The 16123-nt window shown below is 46.8% G+C and carries 10 protein-coding genes; all 10 read right to left on the reverse strand.

Annotation, left to right across the window (positions count from 1 at the left end; translation table 11 throughout):
- Positions 1 to 105: 105 nt before the first annotated feature.
- The 10 genes from CPIN_RS01645 to CPIN_RS01690 all read right to left on the reverse strand — a co-directional run bounded on the left by CPIN_RS01645 (position 106) and on the right by CPIN_RS01690 (position 15437).
- Entirely contained in the window at positions 106 to 984 is an 879-nt protein-coding gene (locus CPIN_RS01645) for a polysaccharide lyase (RefSeq protein WP_012788008.1), read from the reverse strand.
- 329 nt (positions 985 to 1313) lie between these two features.
- The gene (locus CPIN_RS36240) at positions 1314 to 3899 is read right to left on the reverse strand and encodes a T9SS type A sorting domain-containing protein (protein ID WP_012788009.1); all 2586 of its coding nucleotides are present in this window, start codon (positions 3897 to 3899) and stop codon (positions 1314 to 1316) included.
- A gap of 215 nt (positions 3900 to 4114) precedes the next feature.
- On the reverse strand, positions 4115 to 5545 hold the full coding sequence (locus CPIN_RS01655; protein WP_012788010.1) for a phytoene desaturase family protein: 1431 nt from the start codon (positions 5543 to 5545) through the stop codon (positions 4115 to 4117).
- A 143-nt stretch (positions 5546 to 5688) separates the two neighbouring features.
- On the reverse strand, positions 5689 to 7167 hold the full coding sequence (locus CPIN_RS01660) for a hypothetical protein (RefSeq protein WP_012788011.1): 1479 nt from the start codon (positions 7165 to 7167) through the stop codon (positions 5689 to 5691).
- Positions 7168 to 7177: 10 nt separating this feature from the next.
- Complete coding sequence (locus CPIN_RS01665; protein ID WP_012788012.1) at positions 7178 to 8524, reverse strand: hypothetical protein; 1347 nt, start codon at positions 8522 to 8524, stop codon at positions 7178 to 7180.
- Positions 8525 to 8562: 38 nt separating this feature from the next.
- A complete protein-coding gene (locus CPIN_RS01670) occupies positions 8563 to 9906 on the reverse strand; it encodes a RagB/SusD family nutrient uptake outer membrane protein (RefSeq protein ID WP_012788013.1) in 1344 nt (447 codons plus the stop codon).
- Between the two features lie 74 nt (positions 9907 to 9980).
- Positions 9981 to 13112, reverse strand: a complete 3132-nt coding sequence (locus CPIN_RS01675; RefSeq protein ID WP_012788014.1) for a SusC/RagA family TonB-linked outer membrane protein — start codon at positions 13110 to 13112, stop codon at positions 9981 to 9983.
- 32 nt (positions 13113 to 13144) lie between these two features.
- Positions 13145 to 14362 (reverse strand): sulfite dehydrogenase, encoded by a 1218-nt coding sequence (gene soxC / locus CPIN_RS01680; RefSeq protein ID WP_012788015.1) that lies wholly within the window; start codon positions 14360 to 14362, stop codon positions 13145 to 13147.
- Positions 14363 to 14404: 42 nt separating this feature from the next.
- Positions 14405 to 14980, reverse strand: coding sequence for a c-type cytochrome (locus CPIN_RS01685; RefSeq protein ID WP_148230491.1), 576 nt, complete (start codon positions 14978 to 14980; stop codon positions 14405 to 14407).
- A 205-nt stretch (positions 14981 to 15185) separates the two neighbouring features.
- Positions 15186 to 15437, reverse strand: a complete 252-nt coding sequence (locus tag CPIN_RS01690; RefSeq protein ID WP_012788017.1) for a hypothetical protein — start codon at positions 15435 to 15437, stop codon at positions 15186 to 15188.
- Positions 15438 to 16123 lie beyond the last annotated feature (686 nt).

Here is a 16123-nt window from a genome sequence, read left to right on the forward strand (position 1 = left end):
AAAAATCAAAGGATTGATATCAGATTTCAAAGAGGAGCTGTATGCATAAAAAAGCCTCCGGAACAGCTGAGATACTCCGGAGGCCACAAAAACATATCTGGTTTATCAGTTGGTACTGATTCTATGCACTTTCAGATTATCGTAGTAGATATAACCGTCTGTAGATGATTGCCAGTAAGTCTGGCTGCCACCACGGAAAGTATGGAAGGTCAGGCCTCTGATGAGACGTTTACTGTCGTTGGTCGTCCAGCGGATATCCTGATCCAGCACTACTGTACCATCAATCACATACTGTACGTGACCATTGGTATTACTACCCGTGTTGCTCTTTACATACAGGTGTACATGGTAGGTCTGCCCTTTGTTCAGACTACCGCTGGATGGATAAGACTTACCAAAAGTTTCACCGTACTGACCAGACTGGTCTTTGAAGTAAACATAAGGCTGGAAGAATACCCTGCCGGCATCTGTCTGGTACCACATCAGACGGGCAGTACCGCCATTACCATCCCATCCCGGATCACCACCGGTATTACCATCGCCGATAGAGAAACCAAAGCCCAGTTTTCCACCCCTGCTCCAGTCAAACTGGCTGTGGAACCTCACATCGTAGTCTACTTCATAGGCAGTACCATCAGAAATGTCGATGTTGGCGACAACCCCACCTGCACCGGATAAGGCATTCTTTAAGAGGGTAATACGCAGATTACCATTGGAGATCATCCCCCGGCTATCTACCCAGCCGGTAACGTTACCAAAGTCGGTAGCGCCGTTATTGGCGGTATAAGTCACCCCATGTGTATAATTATCCCAGTTCACACTCCAGGAATTCAGGATAATATTGCCCACTGCCTGAGCGGCTAAACTGCTGCCAGCGGCAAGACGTTCTTCCTGCTGAACGCTTTCTTTTGTACATGCTGACAGTAATACGGTCATGGAGAGGGCTGCGGCCCTGGCGACATTGACAATTTGTTGTCTGTTCATCTTTGAATTGGTTTTTTAAGGGAAAATGAAAAAAGATAATTCGCTATAGGATAATCTATTAGGTCTTCAATTCATTAATACAATCGATTGCATCTATACGCAAGCAGTCAAACGTGGATCCGAGCTGTAGGTTTCCTTAGATGTCGCGTGAGGGGAAAAAGGGTACTACTCGTTTCAATAAAAAAGTGAAGAATTGTCCCGACACAAAACCGGAAGTGGAGAATTGGATCAGGGAAGGCCAGTATCCGGCAGGTTCCCAAAAAACGAAATGGGTTGCCTGCCATACGGCGGACAACCCATTTTCCTTTCGACGGACCTTATAGGGATAATTAGCGGTTCGTATTACTTACCACGATCTTCTGACGGTGAATGATCTTTTTATCATCAGTAACAGTCACAATATATACACCATCCGGCAGGGATGAAATGCTCAGACTATTGTAATTGCCTTTGATACGCTGAGACACTCTTTTCACACCAGCGATATTGTAGATATCCACATTGTACACCTTCACTGCATCTGGCAGGGAAAGATTCAGTACGTTGCTCGCAGGGTTAGGCCAGATGTTCAACACAGCAGCTTTCTTTTCCGGTACAGCCGCTACAGCCGGTGCTAACAATGGCTGTGGATAGGTAAACGGAAAATCGATCTGTGCCTGTTTGAACTGCATCTCCAGTTGTTTGGTCCAACCAAATGCAGTATCAGCCTGCAGTTCCAGACTGAACTGAGCCGCGCCACTCCAGAAATGCACAAACTCACCCAGGTTCAGGTCACGGGTGTATTCGCCATTATGTTGCGGGAAATACTGTGATAACAGCTCGAAATACCTGTTCAACGCAGCACTGGAATCCGCTCTGTCGTAGATCGGATAGAACCAGTCACGGAACCAGTAAGTATCCGGACTAGGGAAGCTCTCTGCTTTCACCACAAAGTCATTGTATGCCTGCTGTGCATCAGCTGACCATCCCAGACGTTTCATTACATCATAGATGAAGATTTCAGCCCATTTGCTATCTCCCCAGATCGGAAAAGAAGGTGAATTATGTACGCCTTTGCTGCCACCTTCTACGATATGGCCTACTTCATGAATAGACGCGTGCAGGTTCCAGCCCTCACGGGTAGCCCAGCTACCACCAAGATCGCCCACATTCGCATAGTCATGAGAAGCATCGAATACATTCGCAGGGTGACCACCGGAATAACCTGCTTTACTATGGAACACCATGTTCAGCTTAGGATCGCTGAAAGAACCGTAGTTCTGTTTTACATACTCCCATACATTCGTGAAATCCTGGTTCATCCAGGTAATAGACGGACTTACCGCCGCATCAAAATAGATGTTCACACTACTGTTAGAATAGTTCAGGGTCAATGGTTCTACATGCGCAAACCAATGTTCCTGCCATACTGATTTCGGTGTAGCCGTCAATGTGGTATTGTTGCCAGTTACCCATGCAGATGCACCATTCGCATTTTCTGCCCTGAGACGGTAATAATATTTCGTCAGCGGAGACAGGTCGAGAGAATAGAAATGCGTCGTATTTACTGGTAATACAAATGCTGTGTTCCAGTTCAGCGTATCTGTCGTTCTTTCAAGACGGTAATTAGTTTCTGTACTTGCAGCATCCGCCCAATCCAGGATGATCTGGTTGCTCGATACCGACTGCGTCGTAAAGCCTGTCGGAGCAGCAGGAACACCTGTATTCACCGTACCTGTGCCGGTACCGATGATTTCGAATTCTGACAACTGAGTAATAGACGCGCCATTATTCGCAGTAATATTCAAACGGTAATACTTATAAGAAGTTGTGTTAGGGAATACATAAGTACGTTTCTTATAACGGGCAGTAAACTGCTGGTCTGTTACTACCTGCAGGTTTGTCCAGTTAGTACTGTCATTGGAACCCTGGAAGGTCCAGTTGCGTGGATCGCGATCTGATGCATCATTCGCAGAAGTAATGCTGTATTGTGTAGCTACGGCGCCACCTGGCAGGGAATAACCAATAGCAGTTGTAGCCGCCCACGCCAGGTATTTGGTATAAGGGCTGTTATCAAAAGCTTTATCCAATCCTTCAGCACCAGTTGTATTATACGGATCGTTGAACTTTGCGTTCGTGTAATTGGTGATATCAAATCCGGAAGGAGCCACGCTTGTTTTCACAACATCGGAAGTATCTGCGGAAGATACACCTGTCGCATTTACCGCTCTTACGCGGTAGATAAAGCTGGTACCTGCACTCAGTGCGCTATCTGTGTAAGTAGTTGCATTTGCAGCAACAGTAGCACGTGTCAGGAAATTAACCGCATCCAGTGAGCTTTCGATACGGTAACCGGTTTCGTTGGTGGCATTGTCCGACCAGGTCAGGTTTATTTTATAACCTGATTGAACGGTGGCAGTCACATTCGTAGGTCCGGAAGCAGGTCCTGTCAATGTTCCCTGCAATTGCCACTCTGCTATCTGAATAGCGCCTGCGCCATTATTCGCAATAACATTCAGGCGGTAAATAGTGTAAGCAGTTGTGTTGGTAAAGGAATAGGTTTTTGTCAGAAAACGACTGGCAAATGCCTGGTTGGTCTGCGTGTTCAACGTAGTCCATGTTTTACCATCATTCGATGCCTGCAGATTCCAGTTCTTTGGATCGCGGTCAGCATAATCGTTTGCAGAGGTAATTGAGTACTGGGTAACAACGGCGGATCTTGCCGCTTCGAATTGAACCCAAAGGGACGTTTTGTCAATGTAATACTTCGTACTGGTGTTGTTGTCTATCAACTTCGGATAGTTTTCCACGGCGTTGGAATTTCCATACTGCGCGGTCAGCGAACCTGCTGTAGACGTAATGTTCGTCTGAGCTAGTGCCGGCACGGTAGCGCATAGGAGGGCCACATACAAAGATGCCTTTGTAAAATTAAGCATAGTGATTGCTCTTTTAGGTTTATGTAATTAAAAAATGCCTGTTTTTTTGCGAATCATAGGGTGATGAAATGTTTCTCAAAGTGGGTGTGCTTTTTGGTTGATATAAGTGCTCACGAAACGGCTAACACAAAGGCGATATACGATTTACTAATATCGTAAGTAAACAGCTGCAAAGCTGTCAACGAATTTCAAACAGATTGTTAATGGAAATTAAACTACAGGCGGACGCCAAAAACATCTTTTAATGCCTTCTTCGCCGCATGATAACCACACATACCATGAATACCTCCACCGGGAGGTGTTGAAGAGGAACAAACGTAAATGCCCTTAGCAGGCGTCGTATAGGGTGACCATCTCAAAGCTGGGCGGGTGTAGAGTTGTGTAATATCCAGGAGACCACCATTAATATCTCCCCCGATATAATTAGGGTTATATGCTTCTACATCGGCGGTATTCATCACATGCCTGCCGATAATCAGATCCTTAAAACCGGGTGCAAAACGCTCCACCTGGTTTTCAATCGCGGCAGTCATGTCTCTGGTAGAACCATTCGGTACATGACAATAGCCCCAGGCCGTATGCTTGCCTTCCGGAGCCCGGGTTTTATCAAAAATACTATGTTGTACAAACAAGGTATAAGGTAATTCAGGATGCTGACCATCCACGGTACGTTGCTCATTGGTGGCTATCTCCTCAATGGTATTACCCAGGTGAATCGTACCTGCTTCTCTGCAAGCTGCCGCTGTAAAAGGAACGGGGCCATCCAGCGCCCAGTCTACCTTAAATACGCCCATCCCGTATTTATAGCGTTTCAGCTGCCATTTATAAAATGAAGTAAATCTTTCGCCCGCAATCTGTAATAACTGCTTCGGCGTAACGTCCAGTAACACTGCCTTCGAAGGCGGCAACTCCTTTAATGCCTTGACAAAGTTTCCTGTCACGATCTCTCCACCTAATGAAGTAAAATAAGCGCCCAATGCATTGGCCAGCGACTGTGCGCCTCCTTTCGGCGCAGGCCATCCACTTACATGACTATTCGCCATTAACACCAGTCCTATCGCGGAAGTCGCAATATTTGTCAAAGGTTGTATCGCATGTGCAGCCACTCCTCCAAACAATCCACGTGCTTCCCTTGTCTTAAAACGCTTCGCCAGATGCATAGCAGAAGGTAATGCCTTCAATCCGAATTTAGCCATCGTTAACGGATGTTTCGGCAGCTGCAAAGGGCCCAGTATATCTTCAGAGAGATCTTTAAAATCTTGTAGTAAGGGACGAAACAGCCGCTCATAAGTCTGACGGTCACTACCCAGTAACTCAGCCGTTTTCTCCAGGGAAGAATACAACACGGCCGCCGTTCCATCATCAAAAGGATGCGCAGCATCCGCTACAGGATGGAGAAAAGATAAGCCAAACTGCGCCAACGGCAACTGGCTAAAGAAAGGCGACGTCTGCGCCATAGGATGAATAGCAGAACAGATATCATGCGTAAATCCCGGCAATGTCAATTCCTTGGATCGTAAACCTCCACCGATCTCGTCACGGCCTTCTATCACAAGCACGGATAAACCCTGCTGTTGCAGGAGTATCGCTGCCGCGAGTCCGTTAGGTCCTGAGCCGATGACAATAGCGTCGTATGAATTCTTCATAAAAATTAGGAATTAAGAATTAGGAATTAAGAATTAGGCTTTTGCAAATAGCCTGATGACCATTTTATCAGCTGCAGGCATTTCAAAAGAAAGAAGGTCATTACACCTTATTCCTAATTCTTAATTCCTAATTCCTAATTGTTTTAATACTGTCCTGCTTCTAATTTACTGGGTGACAGCAAATACTGCTTATCAACCCTGTCTAAAATTACGTAAATAGAATCTTTATTTTCATTTAAGCCGTAAAGAATGATCCGTGTATCACTCGGTCTTTCATAATGCAATACATACGGAGGATCTTTCTTCTTACTGGTATTCGGACGATCAGTCGCATTCCGCCGCTGGCGTTCTCTGCCCTGATTCGCCTGACTCCTGTTCTTATCCCGCAATGCCAGCTCCTGTCTGGCTGTATCGGCTTCATAGTAGAAGAACCTGCGTCTGCCAGCTACACCTGCCAGCTCAAAATTACGGTCCACATCGTTCTTAGGGGAACCGCCGCCATTACTCAGGTCAAGCCACACCGGTTTATTTACCTGGTAAGTAATCGTAGACCATTTTTCAAATGTCACATTCTGCCAACGTACAGTATCCTGTGGTGAATAAGGGATTACCTGGTTATTCAAACGAAACTCTGTTACATTGTAATAACCTTTTGTACCAGCGATTCCTTTACTCACTGGTTGCTTATACGGATCATACAGGTAGTTCCACATCTGCAGATAAAATAGGATCACGACAAATAACAGTACAGCGCCTCCTTTCAGGATATAACGGGAATACTGTTGCCATTTCTCTTTAAAGGAAGGATAATAATGTACAGGTATAGTATATCTTTCTAACACCAGCAGATTATAGATCTTCGGCACATCATATGCCAGTACAAACAATGCCAGTATTACAAAGTAAGCACTATACACATGCACTCCACCATCATAAGCAAAGTTTACAAAGGTGATATTCGCCAATGCACCAGCCAGTAACACAGCGCCGATCGCAGCTGTACCTCTGAAGAATAAAAGCACACCAGCCAATACTTCTACGATACCCGCAAACACCTGGTACCAGGGTACGATACCAATAGACAACCAGTATATTTTCTGCGCCGTGAAATCACCAAAATTGGTATGCAGATTAGAGATCGACGGATAAGGCATCTGTACAGGAAACAGCTTGGTATACCCAAAACCAATGATTCCGATACCCGCACGGTAACGTACAATCACCCGCAGCCAATAGTACAGGATATTATATTCCTTTCTGCGGTCAAAAATGCTCCAGATTCCGGCGCCTGCTATCGCAATGATTAGTGCCGCCAGCCAGCTGGCATAACTGGCAATTCCCCAACGGCCACTTTCGGATTCTACATTCCATAAATTCGGCTGAAAACGCGCGATATCATACACATCCCTGTACTTCAGATGTATCCAGTCCATCGTAAAAAGATGCTGATACCAGTTCCAGCTGGTCGGGATACTCATCAGCACAAAAAAGATAAAGGCAATACGAAACGCTACTCGCTGCCAGGTTTTCCAGGGCTTTGCAGCTGATGTAGTTGCTTCGGTATGCACTTCCGCTACGGGTGTTGCAGGTGCGGCAACAGTTAAATGAATTATATCAGACATAACGTTGATTTTAGAGTTTAAGCGGTTTACGGCGACCTTCGATCAGTGGATATTGCTTATCGATCTTATCCAGTATAACATACACTGAATCCTTCTTCTCGTTGATACCACTGAGGATAATACGGCTGCTGTCAGGTCTTGTATAATGCAGCTCCAGCTGTTCCTCATGATGATACCTGTTTTTATTCTGCAGCAACAAGACCTGCTTTGCTTCATCGATATGATAGCTGTAATAGTGCCTGCTGATCGATCCTGCCAGTTCGTAGTTACGGTCAGAATCATTCACAAATATTTCTTCCGTATTCGCCAGATCCGGATGTACATAGCGATTAGAGCGTACGCTCAATGTCGCCCACGGCTCAAATACCACGTCTTTCCAACGCACGGTATCTGTCAGTGAATAGGGGATTTCCTGGTTATTGATGCGAAACTCCGTTACATTGTAAATACCGGCTGCTGCTGTCAGACCCGGCATATGCGGATACTGATAGCCCAGCTGTTTGTAACTCGCATAGGTCTTATAACCGTATAGTCCGACAAAGAAGAATATAAACAAGGTCTTCAACGCCAGTTTCAATCCCCGCTGCCACGGTTGCGGCAGATAGGGACGCACCGTATTCGGCGCTGTAGGCTGTTCAAGTGTCAGCAGATTGATAATACGTATAGTGTCATACTGTAACAGGAATAAAGCCAGTACTACCAGGTAAAAACTGTATACATACTCCCCGCCTTCATATGCCAGGTTAGACATGAATACGTTACCGGTAAAGGTGATAATAATACCCGCGCCAATCGTAGAAGTTCTCCTATGTAGTAATAACAGCCCCGCTACCGTCTCTACCAGACCCAGAAATGTTTCCATAGAAGGCACCACACCAGTGCTCATGGCGAAGATCTTCCAGGCTGACAGGTCACCGTATTGAGTATTGAGCTGACTGATAGAAGGGAAAGGTAATTGCTGCGGAAACAGCTTCAGTAAGCCATAAGCGATCACACCGATTGCCAGCCGATACCGGACAATCACCCTCAACCAGTAATACAGCTGGTTGTATTCCTGTCGCCGTCTGTCCAGATAAGACCAGATCAGCGCACCTGCGATCGCGATAACAGCAGCTACGCCCCAGTCAGCAAAACTGCCGAAAGGACTATCCGTCGTTACAAAACGTGGCGTATAACGGGTCAGGTAAAAGATATCACGGAAACTCAATTCTCCCCAGTGAATCTGAAATAAGCCCGCATAATAGCGGATATCCAATGGTACACATTGGATAATGAAGTAAATGAAGAAAAAACGGAACAGCACCTTCCAGGATGCTTTCCACGTTTGTGGTGGTAATAAATTTGCCGGATGTGTCATACCTGCAGGGTTTATATAGTCAAGAAATCAATCTGTGTTTAGTAACCCGGATTAGGTTCCAGTGCATCGTCTGCACTCAGTTCGATAGCGGGTATCGGCATTACATATCGGCGTTCGTCCGTAACACCCAATACAGTACCTGCACGTCCTGTTCTTACCAGGTCGTACCAGCGGTGAGGTTCAAATGCGAACTCCAGTCTGCGCTCATTTTCGATCGCCAGGAGTATTTCACCCTGTGATACTGCCGTACTCCCGCTCAGTCCTGCTCTGTCTCTTACCGCATCCAGGTCAGCCAGCGCCCCAGACAGATTACCTTGTTGTGCACGTGCCTCCGCCCTGATCAGGTATTGTTCTGCGATACGCAGGACATAGGCCGGATCTGTCGCCGGACTGCGATAATAGAAATTGCCATACCAGAGCCCCTGGTTCGTAATAGCCACAGCCGCGTTTCTGTTACCGCCCACAGCCGGATTATTGATCAATGCGATAAAAGCGTCATTAGGCGCCCACTGACGGGTTCCATTATTGGCAGGGGGCTGCCAGTAGCCACGATGTGCATTCGTATTAGTGGCGCTGTAGGAGATTTCGAAGATGGATTCGTCGGTCGCCACCACGTTGTTGGCAAAGAACGCGCTATAGGGCTTTAGAAGCCTGTATTTCGCGTCTTGTATCAATCTGGAGGAATATACCTCTGCCTGTTCCCAATTGCGCTGATAGAGGTGAAAACGGGCTAACAATGCCCATACAGTTTTACGGGTGGCACGATAGCGGTTAGTAGTCTCAGGTAAAAGCGGTTCCGCCATCTGCAGATCTTTCAGTACCTGGGCATAAGTCTGCTCCAGCGTACTGCGTTTCAGCCCTTTTGTATCATTGATATCGGAAGTCGCTTTCACGACCAGCTGTACACCTCCCCAGGTACGGGCCAGGTCAAAATAGGCCAGCGCACGTACAAAGTAAGCCTCTCCCAGCAGGGCGTTTCTTTCATCTGCTGTCAGGGTAGCATCGTTTACACCCGGCAGTTTATCAATTACCTGGTTAGCCCGGTTGATAGTGGAATAGATGGCCGACCATGCCGTCGCTATATTCGTATTATCCGCCTTTACCGCATGCGATATAAACTGCTGGATAATCGACTGTGAACCTGTCCACTGAATATTATCTCCGGAGAGATACCCGATCGTCTGAAACAGTGCGCCATAATAATCATCGTCGCCCAACTGCCGGTATATACCACGTACAGCTGTCTGCGCAGAGGTTTTATCAACGATCGTCGTTTCATCTGAAACGGAGTCTTTCGGTTGCACATCCAGAAAGTCACTGCAGGAAACCAGCAAAAAGACAATCGGTAATATGCGGATCAATAATTTTATATTCTGCTGCATAACGCAATTCTTAATTCTTAATTCTTAATTCTTAATTCTTAATTCTTAATTCTTAATTGTTAATTCCTAATTCCTTACAATGTCACATTTACCCCAAACTGTAAAGTCCTCGACTGTGGGGGTGTACCCAGGTCAATCCCCTGTACCGTCTGCGAAGCCGATACGTTTGCTTCCGGATCAGGACCGGTATACTTCGTCAGCAACCAGAGATTATTACCGGCAAAGTAGACGCGCAGCGCATCAATATGCCAGCGGCTCGTCAATGCCTTCGGCAGGGTATAACCCAATGTCAGCGCCTGTAAACGCAGGAAGGAACCATTTTCGATAAAGCGGCTGTTCTGCTCCAGTGTGTAGTTATTACCTACTTTCGTCAGTCTTGGTACATCTGTCACATCGCCCTCTTTCTGCCAGCGTTTCAGCTGACTGGCAAACAATACCCTGTTCGCGTCACGGGTACCGCCACCTTCTCCAAAGAAGCGGTTCAGGTTTAACACCTTATTACCGTACTGGTAGTTGAACTGTACAGACGCATCAAATGACTTCCAGGAAAAACTGTTATTGATACCGCCAAAGAACTTAGGCAATGCATTCCCTACAATCTGCCTGTCTGCCACTGTAATGCTGCCATCTCCATTTACATCTTCAAACACCGCATTACCTGTCTTAGGATCTACATACAGTTGTTTGTACATCCAGAATGAATACATGGAATACCCCTGCTGCATCCGGATCCAGTCACGGTTATACTGGGTAATAGGCACCGGCAGTTTCTCTACCTTGTTTTTGTTGCCGGAAATAGTGAAGGAAGTATTCCAGGTGAAATCGCCTCTTTTGATATTTTCTGAACGGATAGCCACCTCATATCCCTTGTTGCTGATCTCTCCTGCATTGGAGTAGTAAGTGGAATAACCGGTATTGGATGGTACAGGTAGCTGTAACAGTACGTCAGAGGTTTTCTTCGAATAAACATTCAGCTCCACAGAAAGACGTCCATCCAGGAAGGCAGCATCCAGTCCGATATTGGCCTGTTTGGTCTTCTCCCAACGCAGATCAGGATTCGATAACTGTAAGGGTGCTGTAGCTGGTTTATCGCCACCTGTCTCGGCATCCGGATAACCACTGGCGCCTGTCCACAAACCACGGGCAGCAAAATCATTGATACCGCTCTGGTTACCGGTTACGCCATAGCTGGCTCTTAATTTCAGGTCACTGAGAAACTGCGCATCTTTCAGGAACTGCTCTTCCTTCAGACGCCATGCGGCGCCTACTGCAGGGAAGTAACCCCAGCGGTGATTACTGCCAAAACGGGAAGAACCATCAGCACGGAAACTGAATTCGAGATAGTATTTACTGTCGTAGTTATAGTCGAGTCGGGAAAAGAAAGATGCCAGCGTACCCTGTGTCCAGGTCTGACCGGAAGTACGGGTAGAGGCAGATGAAATGTCCGTATAGGAATTATTCGGAAATCCTGTACCCTGTGCAAAAGTGCGTTTCAGGGTATTCTGTTGTACCGTATTACCGACTACCGCACCGAAGGTATGTCCGCGGCCGAGTTTCTTACGATAAGATAAGGTCTGCTCATTGATCCAGGTACTGTTCTGTGTGATGGAAGATGTTGCCAGACCATAAGTCGGTGCAGCACCCAGCTGTGTTTTATCATTCCAGTATTCAGACTCGTCGTAGTTGTTATAATCAACGCTCCAGCTGGTACGGAACTTCAGATCCGGCAGGATTTCGGCTTCTGCATACAGGTTGCCGATATAACGAAGGCTCACCGTATTTACATCGTAGTTATCCAGCAGCACCTGCAGGTTGTCAAAACCGGCCCAGCGGGCAGGCGTACCGTCGGCATTCGTTTCCGGCAAGTAAGTAGGCGTGTGCAGTGCGGATTGCAGCAAACCTCCCTGCGGACCATCACCTGCGCGTGCCTGGTTCCTGTAGGAACGTGTGATACCATTGCTCACACCTACCTGTACACGATCACTGATCTTATGATCGATATTGAGTTTCAGACTGGCTCTTTCGAAGAACACTGGCCGGATATTCGCTTCCTGTTTGGTATAACCTGCACCAATGTAGAATTTGGTTTTATCGCCGCCACCATTCAGGGACAGATCGTAGTTAGCCAGTTGTCCGGTACGGAATAATTCACCCAATCTGTCATAGGTTTTTTGTTCTTCCGGTAATCCGCGGCCACCTTCTGCTACAGGACGAAAAGGTCTGTTGGCAAAAGTCTGATTAGACGCAGGATTATCTATCCCTGTATTGATCCAGTATTCATTGATTAATGCCGCATGTTCCGGACCAGTGGTCAGATCCCACAATTCCGGCGCCTTGGCAAAGCCATGTGATACATTCACGTTGACTTTGGTTTTTTGTCCGTAGTTACCACGTTTGGTCGTCACGATCACGACACCATTGGCGCCACGTGAACCATATATTGCCGTTGCACTGGCATCTTTCAGTACCTCTATACTGGCGATATCGCCCGGGTTGATATCTGCAATAGGAGAGGTGGCACGGCCGCCGGTGCTGACAGTCTGCAGACTGGTATTATTCACAAACACACCATCTACTACATACAGCGGATCATTACCGGCATTGATAGAAGTCGTACCGCGTACACGTACAAATACACCATCCCCTGGTACGCCGGTATTAGAATTGATTTGCAGACCAGCGGCTTTACCCTGTAGCTGAGCATCAAAACCTGCTACGGGAATATTCTTTGTTTCAGAAGTATTGATTGTAGACACAGAGCTGGTAAGGTTCCGGCGCTCCTGGGTACCATACCCGACAATCACGACCTCACTTAGCTTTTTATCGTCATTTTCCAGTTGAACATGAAAAGAGGCATTGCTACCCACTTTTATTTCCTGTGGCTTATACCCGATATAAGTAAAAACGAGTACGGCATCTGCGGGCGCATTCAGTTCGAAAGACCCGTCTATACGGGTAAGAGCGCCGCGTTTGGAGCCTTTCACAATAACGCTTACACCAGGGAGTTGCTGTCCGTTAGTATCAGTGACTTTTCCTTTTACCGGGATATCTGCAGGTAGGCGGTCAGATAGTGTACTGCTGACTGCATCCGGAAAAACAGCGCCCCTCATGGCAGTGCTGCCCAGTACAGCGGGAATCAGCAGAAAGCCGGCATTCCGGACGAATCTGCGCATCACAGGGTGTCTGTAATAGAAGGTGGTTGACATATTACTGATTGGTTTTTTTTATGCTGATAGTGTTATTTCCATTTTTCCGGTCTGTATACGACTTCTCCGCCCCGTTTTACCAGCCATGCTGTTACGGGATTCAGGTGATATCCTGTGCCTATACCTCTTGCTGCGATCAGCTCTTTGAGTGAAGGTTGTGTATAGCCTGTTTCATCTGTTGCGCGACTCATGATCTCTGTTGTATCGCCATCCCATTGCCATAGATACCTGAAGTAGGTATGCGCTTTATCCATGACGGGTTCCTGCAGCCGGGCGGCCTGCCAGGTTTTCCCTGCGTTGGTACTGACTTCCACACCCGTTATTCTTCCACGTCCGCTCCAAGCAATACCCCTGATTTCTACCCAGCCTTTCTGCAGTTGTACAGGATACGCAGGATAGGTAATGATAGAGCGGGCATCCATCGTAAAACTGAACTGACGGATCTTCCCATCTTTTACAGGCTCCGTATATTTCGATGTTTCTTCACGGGTCATAAAAGGACCGTCTGACAATTCAATACGGCGCAGCCATTTGATACTGGTGTTGCCTTCCCACCCCGGTAACAGCAGCCGGGCCGGGTATCCCTGCTGGGGGCGAATGGCCTCCCCATTTTGTGCATAAACAATCATAGCATCGTCCCATCCTTTGCTGACGGGAATGCTACGCGTCATGACGGCGGCGTCTGATCCTTCGGCAAGGAACCAGGTAGCCTTTGGATCCACGCCTACTTCCCTGAAAATAGTAGATAGCATCACCCCGGTCCATTCGCTCTGACTGGTGAGCCCGCAGATATCCTGCGGCGTAATCGTTTCTTTATCCGGCTTACGGAAGTTGCCGGAGCATTCGATAAAACAGATTCTGGATACGGAAGGAAATCGTTTAAGATCAGCCAGGGTGAAGACGGTAGGACGGTCTACCATACCGTGTATGGTGAGTTCATAGGTATTGGGATCTATGGCGGGTACACCGGCATGATGACGTTCGAAATGCAGATCAGACGGTGTAATGATTCCGTAAAGGTCCTGCAACGGCGTCTGCGATGAAGTGAGTGATGCTTTTCGCTGCGGATGTTCAAACGGCGATCTCGTACCCAAAATGCCAGGTAGTGGCCCCACCTGTTTGGTCGGGTCTATAGCAGCTTCGGGAATACCTGTCTGCACCATTTTGCCAAAGGATGACTTAACCATAGCTACAGCAGCTGTGGCGGCACCTCCGAGCAAAAGGCGACGACGCGTCATCTTCTGGCTCATATTATGTTCTGTTAAGAATTACAGTTTTATGCGACACATATGTTATTCATATGGTCCATCCCCTCCCTTCCGGTTGTCTGTGACATAGTATTTTCGGGCCGGCATAACAATGCCGGGCAAGGTTTTCGCATTCATGACAGCAGCACTATCTATCAGTCTGTTAGCATACAGCAGATATGCCGTGACACTATATACTTCATTATCTGATAAGGAGCCGGGTGCATTAAAAGGCATGGCACGTCGTACGTAATCGAATACGGTCGTAGCATACGGCCAGTAATTCCCGATGGCCTTCACCCGTTGCGGAGCACGGTCAAAAGGAACTGCATCTGCCGTATCTGGCGCTACCAGTATGTTGAATGGTCCTTCTACACCAGTCACACCATGACAGGAAGCGCACTTTGTCGCATAGACAACGAGCCCTTGCTGTACAGAGCCACTACCTGCTGGCAATCCTTTTCCATCGGGACGAATAGCTATTGCTTTTGCTGCGATCTCCTGCTGTGTAGCAGGACGACCATAGCCGAAATGCGTTGGCGCAGTATTGGCACGGCGTTCACATGAAATCATAGCAATACCTGCAACGCAGGCCCAATAAGGCATTCGTAGCTTAAACATCAGATAATGAGACTTGGATTCTTATGGTTGATTACAATGCGCAGAGTGTAGCCATATCGGCTACTGCATTTGTCTCTTGGTGGGAGCACAATAATAATCTGATGCAAATATATACAGTAGAAATTTAAAAGTCTACTATTTGTGTAGACTTTTATTTGAACGGTATTTTTTTGCTCTTTTAAGTAGTAAAAGAGGGGGGATAGTATTAATGTTCCATCATGTCCAGGATATCTGTCCAGATGATGCGGGCGATCTGTTCACTTTCAATGGTTCTTACACGCTCTTCCGGGGTGATCATACGGTCATCCTGCCAGTCGATCGCTTCAGGCATAAAGTCCCGCAGGATATCGCCGCTGGTGATGACTTCGTAAGTGGTTTCCTGTGCTATATTATCCACCGTTATTGCAAGCTGATAAGATCGTCCATCGATATATACTGTAATCGTACGCCTTTCCATAACAAACAATTAAGAGGGTTGCTACTGCGGGATATTCCACAGCAGATAAAGTCGGAGAGAATCTGTTGATATATGACTACTGGCTGCTGACTGCCTGGGGAGAGTGTCGATTATCACTGTTCGATAAACTACCTGCTTTTGCTTCCTTCGCTCCTCTTGTCACCGTCTCTTTGCCACTGATTGAATACGTCTTCATAATCTCACGGTTTTAATGGGTTAGTTAAAAGCTGACATACTAAATAGAACAAAATATCTGCCAGTATGTTCTTCACGGCCAGGTGTGGAATAATACTCCCAGCCTCCTAACCCGGACCGGGATGTCTCCTGAAAATTGAGGTATATGTCCGACAGTTACATTAAAATACAATTGAATATCAACTAATTAAAAAAACATGTCACATGGCTTTATGGCAGTGACCGACAGTACCGGTTGTCTTTATAGGACCTAAGCCATCTTAAAAACGAAGGTGTCGGCAACATAAGCCATAGGTAACATATAGATATCCCATAGATAACCCGTATCCATAAGAATGGATCATATACGGGTTATCTACGGGTTATGTACGGCTTATCTAGCAATTATCTCCCCGATACCTTGCTTTTTAAAACAGATTAAACGGGTTCTCCTGCCTTGTAGTAGTCCAAAAGAAAATGCACCGGAACAAAGCCGGTGCATCTCTTCAAGG

The organism is Chitinophaga pinensis DSM 2588, assembly GCF_000024005.1.
GTDB classification, from domain to species: Bacteria; Bacteroidota; Bacteroidia; order Chitinophagales; family Chitinophagaceae; genus Chitinophaga; species Chitinophaga pinensis.

Bases quoted from the DNA above. Each gene is read 5' to 3' on its own strand.
- CPIN_RS01645 (WP_012788008.1), bottom strand. From the start codon at position 984: ATGAACAGACAACAAATTGTCAATGTCGCCAGGGCCGCAGCCCTCTCC.
- CPIN_RS36240 (WP_012788009.1), bottom strand. From the start codon at position 3,899: ATGCTTAATTTTACAAAGGCATCTTTGTATGTGGCCCTCCTATGCGCT.
- CPIN_RS01655 (WP_012788010.1), bottom strand. From the start codon at position 5,545: ATGAAGAATTCATACGACGCTATTGTCATCGGCTCAGGACCTAACGGA.
- CPIN_RS01660 (WP_012788011.1), bottom strand. From the start codon at position 7,167: ATGTCTGATATAATTCATTTAACTGTTGCCGCACCTGCAACACCCGTA.
- CPIN_RS01665 (WP_012788012.1), bottom strand. From the start codon at position 8,524: ATGACACATCCGGCAAATTTATTACCACCACAAACGTGGAAAGCATCC.
- CPIN_RS01670 (WP_012788013.1), bottom strand. From the start codon at position 9,906: ATGCAGCAGAATATAAAATTATTGATCCGCATATTACCGATTGTCTTT.
- CPIN_RS01675 (WP_012788014.1), bottom strand. From the start codon at position 13,112: ATGTCAACCACCTTCTATTACAGACACCCTGTGATGCGCAGATTCGTC.
- soxC (WP_012788015.1), bottom strand. From the start codon at position 14,362: ATGAGCCAGAAGATGACGCGTCGTCGCCTTTTGCTCGGAGGTGCCGCC.
- CPIN_RS01685 (WP_148230491.1), bottom strand. From the start codon at position 14,980: ATGTTTAAGCTACGAATGCCTTATTGGGCCTGCGTTGCAGGTATTGCT.
- CPIN_RS01690 (WP_012788017.1), bottom strand. From the start codon at position 15,437: ATGGAAAGGCGTACGATTACAGTATATATCGATGGACGATCTTATCAG.